The sequence below is a fragment of the Comamonas sp. 7D-2 genome, assembly GCF_022749555.1.
Taxonomy (GTDB): Bacteria; Pseudomonadota; Gammaproteobacteria; order Burkholderiales; family Burkholderiaceae_C; genus Comamonas; species Comamonas thiooxydans.
Genome location: NZ_CP094238.1, coordinates 2385593 through 2398928 on the forward strand (window position 1 = coordinate 2385593; position 13336 = coordinate 2398928).

At 63.4% G+C, this 13336-nt stretch carries 13 protein-coding genes and 1 riboswitch; of the genes, 7 read left to right on the forward strand and 6 right to left on the reverse strand.

Features of this window, described 5'->3' with window-relative positions:
* Position 1: 1 nt before the first annotated feature.
* The 4 genes from MPZ60_RS11055 to MPZ60_RS11070 are packed head-to-tail and all read right to left on the reverse strand — an operon-like array spanning position 2 to position 3449.
* Positions 2-1513 carry an AMP-binding protein gene (locus tag MPZ60_RS11055; RefSeq protein ID WP_034352012.1) on the reverse strand — a complete coding sequence of 504 codons (1512 nt, stop codon included), beginning with the start codon at positions 1511-1513 and terminating at the stop codon, positions 2-4.
* Positions 1510-2103 carry a biotin transporter BioY gene (locus tag MPZ60_RS11060; protein WP_034352015.1) on the reverse strand — a complete coding sequence of 198 codons (594 nt, stop codon included), beginning with the start codon at positions 2101-2103 and terminating at the stop codon, positions 1510-1512. The genes MPZ60_RS11055 and MPZ60_RS11060 overlap by 4 nt, the downstream gene beginning before the upstream one ends.
* Before the next feature lie 10 nt (positions 2104-2113).
* The gene (locus tag MPZ60_RS11065; RefSeq protein ID WP_034352018.1) at positions 2114-2707 is read right to left on the reverse strand and encodes an energy-coupling factor transporter transmembrane protein EcfT; all 594 of its coding nucleotides are present in this window, start codon (positions 2705-2707) and stop codon (positions 2114-2116) included.
* Complete coding sequence (locus tag MPZ60_RS11070) at positions 2700-3449, reverse strand: energy-coupling factor ABC transporter ATP-binding protein (protein ID WP_034352020.1); 750 nt, start codon at positions 3447-3449, stop codon at positions 2700-2702. The genes MPZ60_RS11065 and MPZ60_RS11070 overlap by 8 nt, the downstream gene beginning before the upstream one ends.
* 369 nt (positions 3450-3818) lie before the next feature.
* Between MPZ60_RS11070 and MPZ60_RS11075 the strand changes: the two genes are divergently transcribed.
* Positions 3819-3974 (forward strand): hypothetical protein, encoded by a 156-nt coding sequence (locus MPZ60_RS11075; RefSeq protein ID WP_165571813.1) that lies wholly within the window; start codon positions 3819-3821, stop codon positions 3972-3974.
* Between the two features lie 84 nt (positions 3975-4058).
* Here MPZ60_RS11075 and MPZ60_RS11080 read toward each other — a convergent pair whose 3' ends face one another.
* A complete protein-coding gene (locus MPZ60_RS11080) occupies positions 4059-6188 on the reverse strand; it encodes a TonB-dependent receptor (RefSeq protein ID WP_034352023.1) in 2130 nt (709 codons plus the stop codon).
* A gap of 310 nt (positions 6189-6498) precedes the next feature.
* A riboswitch (TPP riboswitch) is annotated at positions 6499-6590 on the forward strand.
* Positions 6591-6660: 70 nt separating this feature from the next.
* Here MPZ60_RS11080 and MPZ60_RS11085 point away from each other — a divergent pair.
* The 6 genes from MPZ60_RS11085 to MPZ60_RS11110 all read left to right on the forward strand — a co-directional run bounded on the left by MPZ60_RS11085 (position 6661) and on the right by MPZ60_RS11110 (position 12725).
* On the forward strand, positions 6661-7755 hold the full coding sequence (locus MPZ60_RS11085) for a long-chain-fatty-acid--CoA ligase (protein WP_034352027.1): 1095 nt from the start codon (positions 6661-6663) through the stop codon (positions 7753-7755).
* On the forward strand, positions 7752-9218 hold the full coding sequence (locus MPZ60_RS11090; protein ID WP_034352030.1) for an acyl-CoA reductase: 1467 nt from the start codon (positions 7752-7754) through the stop codon (positions 9216-9218). Before MPZ60_RS11085 ends, MPZ60_RS11090 begins: the two co-directional genes overlap by 4 nt.
* 25 nt (positions 9219-9243) lie before the next feature.
* Complete coding sequence (locus MPZ60_RS11095) at positions 9244-9981, forward strand: ABC transporter ATP-binding protein (protein ID WP_242607009.1); 738 nt, start codon at positions 9244-9246, stop codon at positions 9979-9981.
* A complete protein-coding gene (locus MPZ60_RS11100; protein ID WP_034352037.1) occupies positions 9978-10766 on the forward strand; it encodes an ABC transporter permease in 789 nt (262 codons plus the stop codon). The genes MPZ60_RS11095 and MPZ60_RS11100 overlap by 4 nt, the downstream gene beginning before the upstream one ends.
* A 22-nt stretch (positions 10767-10788) precedes the next feature.
* Positions 10789-11787: an ABC transporter substrate-binding protein gene (locus MPZ60_RS11105; RefSeq protein ID WP_003070876.1), complete on the forward strand. Its 999-nt coding sequence runs from the start codon at positions 10789-10791 to the stop codon at positions 11785-11787.
* Between the two features lie 140 nt (positions 11788-11927).
* On the forward strand, positions 11928-12725 hold the full coding sequence (locus MPZ60_RS11110) for an SDR family oxidoreductase (protein WP_034352040.1): 798 nt from the start codon (positions 11928-11930) through the stop codon (positions 12723-12725).
* Positions 12726-12766: 41 nt separating this feature from the next.
* Here the strand turns inward: MPZ60_RS11110 and MPZ60_RS11115 are convergent, their stop codons facing one another.
* Positions 12767-13168 (reverse strand): hypothetical protein, encoded by a 402-nt coding sequence (locus MPZ60_RS11115; RefSeq protein ID WP_052057564.1) that lies wholly within the window; start codon positions 13166-13168, stop codon positions 12767-12769.
* Positions 13169-13336: the final 168 nt, after the last annotated feature.

Sequence of the window (13336 nt, forward strand, 5' to 3'; positions counted from 1 at the left end):
CTCAACTCTGCCACGGCCGCAATGAGGGGAGCAGGGCAGGGGATATGGCAGCTCCCGCAGGCCCGGCCATGCTGGCGCGCAGGGCCTGGGCCAGTTGGCCGTGGTCGGTCTTGCCGCTGGCTGTCTGCGGCCAGTGTTCGCAAACCCACCACTGGCGCGGCACCTTGAAGGCTTCGGTGCGCTCGCGCAGCCACTGGTTCAGCTCCAGGGCCGAAGGCGCCTCGGTCTGCGGCCTCCATTGCAGCACAGCGTGTACCTGCAGGCCTCGCAGCGCATCGGCCTGGCCGTGCAGCGAGACCTGGGCAATCGCCGGGTGGCTGGCCAGCAGGTTCTCCACTTCCTCGGGAAACAGGTTCTTGCCCTGGGTGACGATCATGCGGCTTTGGCGGCCTGCCAGGCACAGCATGCCACGTTCGTCGATATGACCCATGTCGCGCACGGACAGCCAGTCGCCATCGCGCAGCACGGCCGTGGCGTCATGGGCGTCGCCCACATAGTCCATGAACAGCATGGGACTGCGGATATAGATCAGGCCGTCGCTGGCATGGCTGGTGTCATGCTCGGCCAGCGCATTCTCTGCGGCATCGCTGCCGGTGGGGCGAATGGATAGCTCCACATTGCTGAATGGCCTGCCCACTGCCTGCGGGCCGCTGGCTTCGTCGGCATCCATCCAGGCGACAAAACTGGCTTCGGAGGCGCCATAGAACTCGATGATGCGGGCCTTGGGGAACAGAGCGCGCAGCGCCGGCGTGTGGGCGCGCATCCAGCGCGCGCCGCTGATGGTGATCAGCTCGACCTCGGGAATCGGTGCGAGCTGCCGATGCTCGGCCCATTGCAGCATCAGCAGCAACTGGCTGGGCACGGCGACCAGACAGGGGGTATCGCCGCGCGCCAGGGTTGCGAGACAGCGCGAGGCAGAGAACTTCTCCTGCATGACGGCGCCGCAGCCATACCAGATGCCTTGCATGGCGCCGAACAGAAACAGCGAATGCGAGATGCGCCCCGGTGCCAGCGTGCGCTGGGCGACGACGGGGCCGAAATCCTGCAGGCCGACGCGAAAGCTCTCCGTCCACGACAGATGGTGGCGCTTGAAGCCCTTGGGCAGGCCAGTGCTGCCCGAGGTAAAGCCGGTATAAAAGGCTGCCGTCGGTGCTGCCGATTCCAGCTCGCAGGGCTGCGCGGGCAGCCAGCTTTCAATGCGCTGGCGCACGGCAGGTTGCCAGTCGGGGTCGGCAACCGCCGCGCAGCGGCCGCTGTGGATCACGGCCAGAAAGTCCACCAGCCGCTCCAGCGTTGAGCGGCTGGCATCCAGCAGCAGCATTTGCGGTGCGCGTTGCGCCACCAGGCGTGCCGAGCGCTGCTCGACCTCGGCATGCAGATCGCCAAAGGTCCAGGAGCCGGCCTCGCTCTGCAAGGCCACAACATCGGGCCGGTGTTGCGCCCAATAGGCCAGCGGGCCATGAACCAGCTGCCAGAAACCCTGCAGCGGTGCCGCCGCGGACAGCGCGTTCACCGGCGACCGCCAAAACGCCAGTCAGGCATTCCGCGTGCCACGGTGTGGACGATGATGGCGCAGAGAACACATTTGATGAAGTCGCCGGGGACAAAGGCCAGCGTCACGGCAAAGGCCTGACTCAGGCTCATCTTGGCGATCAGCATCAGGCCCAGCACGCCAAAGGCATGCAGGCACAGCAGGCCGCCGATCAAGGAGGCGATGAAGGCGCTCAGCGCCGTGCGACGCGGCGTGCTCTGCGGCAGGGCAGCCATGATGGCGCCAGTGATGCCTGCGGCCAGCATGTAGCCGATCAGATAGCCGGCAGACGGTGCCATGAAGACTCCGATGCCGCCGCGACCGCCCGACAACAGTGGCAGACCTACGGCCACGGCCGCGAGAAACAGTGCCATGGACTGCAGGCCGCGCCAGGGCCCGAGCATGACGCCTGCCAGCATCACGCCCAGCGACTGGATGGTGATGGGCACGCCGAACGGCAGGTCGATCTTGGGAATCAGGCCCATCACGGCCATCAGGGCGGCGAACAGCGATACCTGAGCCATGGAGCGTGCGCCGCCGCGCGATACGGTGTGAGAGGGTGTGGTAGTCATCAATGCTCTCCTAGAAACCCAGTCTTGCCCAGAGGGCGTCGGCCACACGGCGCGTGGCCTGCAGCATATGAATCGTCAGCGGTGCAATCAGGCGCAGGCCGCCGCTTTTGCCGGTGCGCAGGCGGTATGCCTCGTCCAGCTTTGTCCATTGCACAAAGAAATGTTCGGTAAAGCGCAGCATGAGTGCAAGCTGCATGGCCACGCGCTCGGTGGGGATGCCCAAGCGGGCCAGCGGGGCGAGCAGCCATTCCAGTACCTCGACCAGATCGCTGGGGCGGGTGGTGATGGTCAGCGCAATGCCCAGGGTCGAGGCGCAGATCAGCCGCAGACTGCTGACGGCTGCCAGCAAAGGGTTGCCCATGAAGGCATGAAAGCCCGCCACCAGCAGCGCCGCGACGATAACCGAGCGCATCAGCCGGCGCGCCACCTGTGTGGCCTCGCCCAGCGATATCCAGAGAACCAGGCAAGCCACGCCGCAGCACGCCAACGCCCAGGGGTTGGCTATCAGAAACAACAGCGTACCGAAAACCGCCAGCAGCAAGAGCTTGAGGCCGGCCGACCAGCGATGCAGCCAGGTCGCAACTTCGCTGTAGAGGCTACCCATGCAGGTCTCCGTGCGGGCTTTTCTTCAGCAACTGCTCCTGTACGGAGGTCTCGTAGGCGCTGCAGATGTCGCGGCCAGGGCCGTCGCCACGCAGCCGGCCTTGCTCCAGCCAGATCACGCGCTCAAAGTCGCGCACATGGTCAAGCACATGGGTGGAGACCAGCACCTGTTGCGGTGCGGTGGCAATATCCTGGGCCAAGCGGGCCTGACCGGGCAGGTCCAGGCTGGCAAAGGGCTCGTCCAGCAGCAGCAGTTGCGGCGCCGCAATCAGCAGCGAGAGCCAGCACACCTGCTGGCGCTGGCCCTGGCTCAGACTGCTGACGGCCCGCTCGGCCCAGTGGGCCAGGCCGCGTGCGGCCAGCAACTCGCGCGCCCTGGCTCTGGCTTGCTGCTTGCTCAGGCCCTGGGGGCGAAGGCCCAGGGCCAGTTCTTCCTCCACGGTAGGGAAGATGATCTGATCGTCCGGATTCTGGAACATCAGGCCGATCAGGCCGGGCTTGTGCTCGCGCGCCTGCAGCAAGGGCATGCCATCCACCAGTACTTGTCCGGCCTGGGGCAGCTCGAGCCCGCAAAGCAGGCGGAACAGGCTGGACTTGCCCGCGCCGTTGTTGCCGATCACGCCAATGCGCGTTTCAGTCAGGCTAAGGCTCAGGCCGTCAAACACCTGGGTCTGGCCGCGCTGCAGCCGTATATCGACCAACTGCACACCCTGTTGGGCGGGGCTTTGCAATCCATCACTCATACATCAGCTCCAACTGCGGGAATGGCAGGGCTGCAAGGCGCCGGGCTGGAATTTGGATGGCAAGAAACGAAAAGGGCTGACATACGGAGAAATCTGAAACCGTGCCCCGGCTTCAAACATACGAGGCAGCGCTGGTGGCGGATTCTAGCGCTGTGAATTTGCTTTCAAAAGCCCGCCATCTGAGCTCTTTTTATGTGAATTTTCTATAAGAATTGATTTCTTTACCTGGAGCGGATGTCTGTTGTCATTTGGCCCGCATTTCGTGGCAGTTGTACCCCTGATGACTGCGTGTTGCAGAGTGAAGAATTTCTGTGTGCCGTTCTTGCCTGCTTCAGGGGCTAACTTCGCTCAAACTGCATACGCACCGGCATGGAAATTGATGTGATTGACTGTGTTTTGACGTGGCTTGCAGGGCTGATGAGCGCAAGCTTGTTGCCGGCGCCTGTCGTCTGGCAGGCAAACCGGGGCGGGATTGGCGGCTTTCGGGCTCAAGCAGGCAATGTACAAGCACCAGAATTTTTCTGAAAAAATCGCTTTTGATCTATCCGGATGTGAAAAAAGCGGGCTCTGGACCCGCTTTCTGCTGTCCGGCAAAGCCGGATGACATGTTTAGAACTGGTAGCTGAGGCTGGTGCCGGCCATCCATTGACGTCCCGGAGCGGGCTCGTAGTAACGTCCGTTGCCTTCGTTGACGATGACCGAGCCCACATAGTTCTTGTCCGCCAGATTGTCGATGCGGGCAAAAGTGCTGAGCTTCCAGGCGCCCAGGCGTTTGGTGTAGCCAACGCTCAGGCTGGCCACGTTGTAGCTGGGGGCATAGACCTGGTTCTTGTCGTCGGCGGCAATACGGCCCACATGACGCCAGTCCAGGCCCACACGCCAGTCGGTGGCGGGAAGCCATTCCAGTCCCAGGTAGCCCAAATGCCTGGCCGTGCCGGCAATACGGTTGCCGGCGGGAGTGCAGTCCTGGCCCTTGCTGTCGCAATAGCCGCTGCGCAGGCTGGCATCAAGCAAGGTCAGCGCGCCGCTCAGGCGCAACTGGGGCATCAGCCAGGTGCTGGTGCTCAGCTCCATGCCGCGGCGGCGGGTCTTGCCGGCATTCTGATAAGAGGTGCGGCCGTTGTCGTTGCTGGCCACCACAATTTCATCGTCGGTCTGGGTCTGGAACAGTGCGGCAGACCAGTCGCCGCGCAGTCCGGCCACATTGAAGCCTTGCTTGATGCCCAGCTCGGCACTGGTCGATACCGCAGGTTTGAGGCCGAAGTTCAGACCGCCCGCCAGATCGGGGCGGTACGAGATCTCGTTGAAGGTCGGTGTTTCCATGCCGCGACCCAGCGAGGCATAGATATTGGTGTCCTGATTGAGCTCGTGCTGGAGCGAAACAACCGGCAGCAGCTTATGGAATCCGGCATTGCCGCTGTCGTTCTTGTCTGCCAGGAAATGGTCGCGCGATTGGAACTGCACATTGCTCCAGCGCAGGCCGGCATCGAGCTTCCAGCGCGGTGCAAAGGCCCAGGAGGCTTGCAGATAGGGGTCTATGCTGGTGAGGGTGTTGCGCTCGTCGCGCACCAGCTCGCCGACCACGCCCAGCTGGTTGCCCGCAAAGTTCTTGTAGCCCTGACGGTCTTCCCTGACAGTGTTGGCGGCCAGGCCGGCAATCAGGCTCAGGCTGCCGCTGCCCAGCTCGTATTTGCCGCTCCAGCGCGCATCGATGCCGCCATAGTCGCGCTTGAGACCGATCACTCCGCCTCTGTAGCCGGTCTGCGATGCCTTGGGTGTGGACTGGAACTGCATCATTTCGCGCTGACCGGCATAGGCCATGAGGCGCAGTGCCTGGCCGCCGTCCAGCTGGCGCTCATAGGTCAGGCCGGCCTGGGTCTGCTTCACGCTTTTGCGCGAATCGTAGAGCAAGGGGTTGGACGCCACAGCCTTCGGATCTGCCGCCCAGTCCTTGGGCGTGATGCCGCCGGGGTCCTTGGCATCGATGTCCACATGGTTGGCGACCAGGGTTAGCTGGCTGTATTCGTCGGGCTTGACATCGATGCGGGCGTTGAACAGGTTTTTGTCCGCCGCGCTCTGGGCCCGGTAGCCGTCGGTGAGAAAACGGCTGGCGCTGAGCACATAGCCAATCCCGTTGGTTTCGCCCTTGGCCTTGAGGCCCAGGCGCTTCTGGCCGTCGCTGCCCAGTGCAAAGCTGCTTTGCATCGAGGGCGCGCCTTCACCACGTTCGGTATAGGCATTGATCACGCCGCCAGAGGCGTTGCCGTAGAGGGCGGAGTAAGGACCGCGCAGCACTTCCACGCGCTCCAGCGAGGCGATATCGATATTGTTGGTCTGACCCTGGCCATCGGGCATGGTGGAGGGGATGCCGTCCACATAGATCTGTATGCCGCGCACGCCGAAGGTGGATCGTGCGCCAAAGCCGCGAATCGACAGCTGCAGGTCTTGCGCGTAGTTCTGACGGTTCTGCAGCTGCAGACCCGGAGCTGCACTCAGGGACTCCGAGAGATTGACCTGCAGATTGCGCTCGCGCATGCGCTCGCCGTCGAGCACGGTCACGGAGGCCGGGGTTTGCTCAAGTGCAGACTCCTGCAAGGTGCTGCGCACGGTGACTTCGGACAACTGGGGCAGTTCCGGCTGGGCGGCGGCTTGCTGGGCTGTTGCGGACTGTGCCGTCAGCAGCAGTCCGGCGGCGGCCACAGGCCAGCCTGCCAGATGACAAAGGCGCGAAAAATGCATGTGAATATCTCTGGGGCTTGGGGCGGGCGTTCAGTGCCCTGGATGGCTTGCAAGCTCTGCTGACGCAGTCCAGCGACGCGACATGCCGCGCTTTCAGGCATGGCGTACCTGCGTGATTGTCGGCGCCGTGGCAGGTTACGTCTCAGGCAGCTTGCGGTGCTGGGTCGATTGTATTTGGGCAGCAGTATTTTGATGTTTTTGCCCTGTATGTCCTTCTTGCCCGTGCTGGAGCATTACCCCAGGTTACAAGTGACGCGACTTTCATGCGGCGGTGCAGCCCCCTTGCAGTGATGCCGTTGGGGTAAGATGGCGCCGCGCTCCGGGGTGCACGCCAGTGCTGAGATCTACACCCGCGAACTTGACCCGGTTCATACCGGCGGAAGAAGAGCTTGCAAGCTGACCTCAGGGCAGTGCGTTCTCGCATGGTCAGCAAGCCTTCGGAGCATGATGTCCCCGCTCTCGAAGGAATTTCATGGACAAGGCCGCTTCGCTGGTCGCAGATCTGCTTGCTTTCATCGCAATGGATGACTGCACCGACGACCAGTTCAATCAACTCGCCCTGCGCCTTTTCGCCTACCAGTACGAATGCAATGCGCCGTTTCGCAGCTTTTGCCAGCGACGCGGTGCTACGCTGCGCAATGTCAGGAGCTGGCGCGATGTTCCGGCTGTGCCCATCGATGCCTTCAAGGCCATGGAGCTGCGCAGCGAGCCGCCGTCGTCCGCCGAGCGCGTATTCATGACCAGCGGCACCACGGGACGCGCTGCGCGCGGACGTCATTTCCATCCGCAGCTCGATGTCTACGACCTGTCCATGAAGCGCTATTTCGCCAGACGTTTCATGCAGGGGCTGGAGCGCATGCCGATGGGCATTCTGTTTCCCGATGAGCAGGCCATGCCCAATTCCTCGCTGGCCCACTATCTGGCCCTGGCCTGTTCCGAATTCGGCTCGGCAGGCAGCCGCTACTATCTGAACTCGGAAGGGCTGGACATGCCGGCCCTGTGTGCCGCGCTGGAAGAGTCCGAGCGCAGTGGCCAGCCGTTTGCGTTGCTGGGCGCGAGCTTCAGCCTGGTCCATGTGATGGATGCCCTGCGTGCGCAGGGCCGCAGCTTTCGCCTGCCTGCAGGCAGCCGCGTACTGGATACGGGCGGCTACAAGGGGCAGTCGCGCGAGCTGCCGCTCGAGGAGTTCTATGCCGAGCTTTCGCAGCTGCTGGGCGTGCCGCGCAGTCTGTGCATCAATATGTATGGCATGACGGAGCTGAGTACCCAGTTCTATGACGATGGCAATGCGATTCTGCCCTCGGTCAAGTCCGGTCCGCACTGGATTCGTTCGCGTCTGGTGGAGCCGATCACCGGCAGGGACGTGGCAGCTGGTGAGCGCGGCATTCTGGTGCATTGCGATCTGGCCAACTACAACGCGGTGACCACCATACTGACCGAGGATGTGGGCCTGTGGGCCGGCTCGCAGGAAAAAGACGGCTTTTTGCTGCTAGGGCGCGCCGAGGGCGCCGCCGCCAAGGGTTGCTCGCTGGCGGTTGAAGAGTTTGTGAAAGCTGCCGGCGCATGAGCAAGCAGCGCAAGGTGCAGCGTATCAAGGCAGGCTACCTGCCGGGCCTGGGCGACGACGAAGTGCAGTGGCAGACGCTGGACTTCGAGTCCCGCGACGGCCAGAGGCTGGAAGTCAGCGTGCCCGTGCTGACGGCGCCGCAGATGCAGGCACTGGCCTGCCGTGTGCGCAAGGCCGCGGCCGCCCATCTGCGCCCCATGCCGGTGGCCGAGATCATCGATGCCGTCGATCGTGCGATGGCCCGCCTGCTTGACCGTAACGACATCTACCGCCAGCAGGCCGAAGCCTGGCTGCCCGTGGTCAGCGGCTATGACGCCGATATGGTGCGGCTGGGGCTGACAGGATTTTTCAAGACCTTTCGTGCAGCGCAGCTCAAGCGCTTTGTGGCCGAGGATTTTGCCAATCCGGCGGTACTCGATGGTTTTCAACCGGCAGCCAAGGGCGGGGCCGTACGTGCTTTCGGCCCGGATCTGCTGGTGCATAGCTGGGCCGGCAACGTACCTGCGCTGTCGCTGTGGAGCCTGGTCTGCGGCTTGCTGGTCAAGGCCCCTGCGATTGGTAAGCTGGCCAGTGCCGAGCCTTTGTTTGCGGGATGGTTTGCAGGCCTGCTGGCAGAGGTCCACCCGCCGCTGGCCGATTGCCTGGCCGTGGTGTGGTGGCGCGGTGCAGGTGGCGAGGAGGCCGACGCGCTCTATGCCCAGGCCGATACGGTGCTGGCCTATGGCGGCAACCAGACGCTGGATGCGTTGCGTCGTCGCCTGCCCGTGACGACGCGCTTTTTGCCCCATGGCCACAAGCTGGGCTTTGGCCTGATCGACGCGCAGGCGCTGGATACGCTCAAGGCTCCGGCCATGGCAAGGCTGGCGGCCTGGGACGTGATGCGCTATGACCAGCAGGGCTGCTACTCGCCCCATGTGTTCTATGTGCAGCGTGGGGCGCCGGTCTCTGCGCGTGCTTTTGCCGACTATCTGGCAGCCGAGCTTGCCAATCTGCAGCGACGATTTGCACGCCGCGAACTGGATCTGGAAGAAGGGGCGGCGCTGGCACGCTGGCAGCAGAACATGGAGTGGGGCGGTGAAGCACACCAGCTGCTGGGGCCTGTGGATGCGCCCTGGAGCGTGGCCTACAGCGAGAGTCTTCAGCCCTTGGCACCGACCGCGTTGTACCGCACGATTGCCGTGGTGGCCGTGGACCGGCTCGATGCCGTGCTGCCCGTGGTGGCCGCTCAGCGCGACTATCTGCAGACCGCCGGCATTGCTGCCGGCCCCGAAGAGCTGTACCGCCTGGCGGGGCTGCTGGGTGCGGCTGGCGTTACGCGTATCAGCGCCATCGGCTCCATGAGCATGCCCGAGGCGGGATGGCACCATGACGGGCGCTTCAACCTGCTGGATCTGGTGCGCATGACGGAGATCGAGCAGTCGGCAGAACTTGCGGCCCAGCCGCTGGCTGATTATGCGGATTGAGGGGGCGCGTACAGCCGTGGCATTCATGGAATTCAAGCAGGCCCGATTCAGCTACCCGGGACGAGTGCCCGTGGTGGATGGCGTGGACTGGCAGGTCGGGGCTGGAGAGTTTCACTGCCTGCTGGGGCGCAGCGGCTGCGGCAAGACCACGCTGCTCAAGCTGGCGGCTGGCCTGCTCAGGCCCCAGTCGGGGCATGTCTTGCTGCGCGGCACCGAACTGGCAGCGCCGGGGCCGCAACTGGGCTTTATGTTCCAGGCGCCGACGCTGCTGGACTGGCATACGGTGATCGACAACGTGCTGCTGCCTGTATCGCTGCAGCGCAAACCCACGCAGCAGGACCGACAGGCAGCCATGCAGTTGCTGGAGCAACTGGGTCTTGCCGCCCATGCCCGGCTTTACCCTGGGCAGCTCTCGGGCGGACAGCAAAGTCGCGCGGCGCTGGCGCGAGCCCTGGTTCTGGAGCCGCCGCTGCTGCTGCTCGACGAGCCTTTTGCGGCGCTGGATGCCATTACGCGTGCCGAACTGCAGGACGATTTGCTGCGCACCTGCCAGCGCCATGGCACGACGGTGCTCTTTGTTACCCACGACATCAACGAGGCTGTCTATCTGGGTGACCGCATTGCACTCATGCATGGCGGCCGCATCGTGGACGACTGGTCCGTCGAGCTGCCACAGCCGCGCCAGCAGAGCCTGCGCCATGGCGCGGCGTTCAACGACTATTGCGCGCGCATTCGCGCATCCATGGACCGGGGTGGCGCATGAGCGGCCTGCTGAACAGAACACACTGGCTGTCTGCCTCGCTTTTGATAGCCGTTCTTGCAATATGGGAACTGGCTGCGAGGCAATTTGGTTTGTCGGCGCTGGTGTTGCCCGCGCCCTCGGCGGTGGCGCTGTCGCTGTGGTCGGGTCTCGCGTCCGGCTATTTCTGGCCGCATCTCTGGGCTACCTTGCAGGCCTTGCTGCTGGGGCTGCTCATAGGCAGTGCCGTGGGCTTGCTGGCTGGCATGGCTCTGGCTGAGTCAGAGTTGCTGGAGCGCGTGCTCAAGCCCTATGTGGTGGTCAGCCAGGTCGTGCCCAAGCTGGCTCTGGCGCCGCTGTTCGTGCTGTGGTTCGGCTTCGGCATGCTGCCGACGGTGCTGATCACGGCGCTGATCTGCTTTTTCCCATTGATGGAAAACACATTGACGGGCCTGCGGCAGGTGGATGGCCAGCGCCTGCAGCTGTTTCGCATGCTGGGCGCAACCAGGCTGCAGACCTTGCTGCGCCTGAAACTGCCGACCGGGCTGCCCGCGATTCTGGCCGGGCTGCGCGTGGCCGTCGTGCTGGCGCTGGTCGGTGCCGTGGTGGCCGAGTTCATGGGTGCAAGCCAGGGCCTGGGCGCCGTGGTCATTGCTGCCCAGGGAATGATGGACACCACGCTGATGTTTGCGGCGTTGGTGCTGATTGCCGCCATGGGCCTGCTGCTGTATCAGGCCTGCCTTGTTCTGGAGCGCTATTTGCTGCGCTCCCATCACTTTTCAACCTCGCAGTCGGGCGACCGGGCCTGACTGCATCTTCAAACCATTTGTCATGCACTCCAGCAACCAGACTTCGTTCATCTCTCGCCGCAGCCTGCTCGGCGCCTGTGCAGGCCTGAGCGGCCTTGCCATGACCGGCACCAGCATGGCGGTTCCTCTGCAGGGCAAGATTCGCCTGGCCGGCTGGAGCAAGCCCATCAGCGAGATCACCAATATTCTGGTCGAGCCCGAAAAAGGATTCTTCAAGGCGAACGGCGTGGAACTGGCCTATCTGCCCGGAGCGGGTGGCGGCGATGCGATTCGCAACATCCTCAGCGGCCAGGCCGACGTGGCGTTTACCGACCCCGGCTCCTTCTTCATGGCTCTGGACAAGGGCGAGAAGCTGGTGGCGATCTACGACATCTATCCGCAGAACGTGTTCAATGTGGTTTCGCTCAAGTCCTCGGGCATTCGTAAGCCCGCAGACCTCAAGGGCAAGAAGATCGGTGTCTACAGCCTTGCCAGCGGCACGCGCCAGAACCTGTTGGTGATGCTGCATCAGGCCGGCCTCAAGGAGTCGGATGTGAGCATTGTCGTGACCGGCCTGTTGAACTTTGCGCCCCTGATGCAAGGGCAGGTTGACGCCACGGCCGCCACGGATACCGGCCTGGCTGTGGGACTGCGCAAGGGCATAGGCGAAGTCAATGTGATGCAGGTCAGCGACCACCTCAATATGTCCAGCGACATGTTTGTGGTGCGCGAGGAGGTGTTCCAGCAGAAGAAGGACTTGCTCAAGGCATTCGTCAAGGGCTACCGCGAAAGCGCTGCCTGGATGATGGCGAATCCCGAGGAGGCCTCGGTGCTGGCCAGCAAATATGCCATCGACGGCACGCGTCGCGATATCAATCTGGATGTGATCCGCCTGCGTAACGCCTCTTCCATGCCGGCAGTCCAGGGCCAGCCGCTGGGCAGTTTCGATATGGCTGCGCTGCAAAAAGGCGCCGATGCCTATCGTGCGCTGGGCATGGTGCAGCGTCAGATCAAGGTGGCGGATGTGGTTGTGCCGCTGTAAATCTCCCCTTGGAGGCGCGTTGCCTGGGCGGCCTCGCGCCTTGGGGGAGGACAGCATCAGTGCAGGGCGCCGAGCCGCCAAGGCACTTGCTTGCTGTCTCCTGCCTGGGGCCTGTCAGTGTTTGAGCGGAAATCGTGAATATGAGTCAGTCTTCTTCAATGGGCTTGCGCGGCAAGGTGGTGCTGGTGACGGGAGCCAGTCGTGGCATTGGCGCGGCGATTGCCCTGGCGTTTGCGCGCGAGGGTGCGACCGTGGCCGTCAACTACCTGTCCAATGACGAGGCTGCAGCCAGCACCGTGGATGCCTGCCTGGCCGCGGGCAAGGACTCGGGCGGTGATGCCTGGGCGGTCAAGGCCGATGTGGGCTCGCCCGATGCGGTGCAGAGCGTGGTAGACGGCATCGTGCGTGAAGCGGGGGGCATTGATATCGTGGTCAACAATGCCTTCAGGCCCTATGCATTCGATCCGGAACGCCGCAGCCGTTTTGACGATCTGCAATGGGCGGACTATCAGGCCCAGTTCGACGGGGCCGTCGGTGCAAGCTTCAATGTCTGCCGTGCGGTGCTGCCGTTGATGCGCCAGCGCGCGCGCGGCAGCATTGTCAACATTGTCAGCAATCTGGTGGAGCAGCCAGTCGTTGCCTATCACGACTACACGACATCCAAGGGGGCTTTGCTGGCCTTCAGCCGCAATCTGGCCAGCGAGCTTGGGCCAGTAGGCATCCGCGTCAACTGTGTGGCGCCCGGTCTGGTCTATCCCACGCAGGGTACGCAGGACAGCAAGGAGTCTTTTCGTGAATCGCTGATGGCGGCCACGCCGCTGCGGCGGCTGGCACGGCCCGAAGATGTGGCAGGGCCGGTGCTGTTTCTGGCGTCGGAACTCAGCGGTTTCATGACCGGGCAGCTGCTGCTTGTCGACGGCGGTCTGGTGATGCGCTGAGCTGCCGGGCAGCAAGGCAAAGCCTGCCTGCCTTCTTGACCTTACTGCTTGGCGGTTGCCTGGGCGTGATCTATCGCATCGATGATGGCCACGCCGGTCTGCTGCACGCCGGGAGCGTTGAAGCCGGGGCCTGGCGTGACGGCAGGGTGGCTGAGCAGCTTCTCGGCCATGCTGGGCGCTGCGGCAGGAGCGCTGGCCTGTACGGGGGAAGGCGGGTTGGCGGCAGGCTTGGCAGTTGCCTGTTCGGTGGAGTCCAGATAGTCGTTATAGCGCTTGTAGGCCTGACGCTCGCTGCGAGTCTGCTCCTGCTGCTGCTGTGAATGCTTGAAGTATCGATAGGCGACCGTACCCAGAATCAGTGCTGCCACCAGAAATACGGCAATAGCGGTGACGACGAGGTTTTCGTCGGAGCGCTGAGGCGATTGACGGACGGCGGTGGGCATGGGACGGGAAGCTGGCATCTGGGAAAGCATGTTCGAGCAACCGAGACTCGGACCTGATCGGTATCTAACTGTTTTCAGCGTATCAAAAATAGCGGGTTCAGGCCTTCAGATCGGCTGTTTTTTCCAGAACTTCAGTCGGAAATGTCCAAAACCTTGGTTGTGAGCAAG

What these genes read in the sequence shown, in the direction of transcription:
- MPZ60_RS11060 (WP_034352015.1), bottom strand. Translation starts at nt 2,103, where the DNA reads ATGACTACCACACCCTCTCACACCGTATCGCGCGGCGGCGCACGCTCC.
- MPZ60_RS11065 (WP_034352018.1), bottom strand. Translation starts at nt 2,707, where the DNA reads ATGGGTAGCCTCTACAGCGAAGTTGCGACCTGGCTGCATCGCTGGTCG.
- MPZ60_RS11070 (WP_034352020.1), bottom strand. Translation starts at nt 3,449, where the DNA reads ATGAGTGATGGATTGCAAAGCCCCGCCCAACAGGGTGTGCAGTTGGTC.
- MPZ60_RS11075 (WP_165571813.1), top strand. Translation starts at nt 3,819, where the DNA reads ATGGAAATTGATGTGATTGACTGTGTTTTGACGTGGCTTGCAGGGCTG.
- MPZ60_RS11080 (WP_034352023.1), bottom strand. Translation starts at nt 6,188, where the DNA reads ATGCATTTTTCGCGCCTTTGTCATCTGGCAGGCTGGCCTGTGGCCGCC.
- MPZ60_RS11085 (WP_034352027.1), top strand. Translation starts at nt 6,661, where the DNA reads ATGGACAAGGCCGCTTCGCTGGTCGCAGATCTGCTTGCTTTCATCGCA.
- MPZ60_RS11090 (WP_034352030.1), top strand. Translation starts at nt 7,752, where the DNA reads ATGAGCAAGCAGCGCAAGGTGCAGCGTATCAAGGCAGGCTACCTGCCG.
- MPZ60_RS11095 (WP_242607009.1), top strand. Translation starts at nt 9,244, where the DNA reads ATGGAATTCAAGCAGGCCCGATTCAGCTACCCGGGACGAGTGCCCGTG.
- MPZ60_RS11100 (WP_034352037.1), top strand. Translation starts at nt 9,978, where the DNA reads ATGAGCGGCCTGCTGAACAGAACACACTGGCTGTCTGCCTCGCTTTTG.
- MPZ60_RS11105 (WP_003070876.1), top strand. Translation starts at nt 10,789, where the DNA reads ATGCACTCCAGCAACCAGACTTCGTTCATCTCTCGCCGCAGCCTGCTC.
- MPZ60_RS11110 (WP_034352040.1), top strand. Translation starts at nt 11,928, where the DNA reads ATGAGTCAGTCTTCTTCAATGGGCTTGCGCGGCAAGGTGGTGCTGGTG.
- MPZ60_RS11115 (WP_052057564.1), bottom strand. Translation starts at nt 13,168, where the DNA reads ATGCCCACCGCCGTCCGTCAATCGCCTCAGCGCTCCGACGAAAACCTC.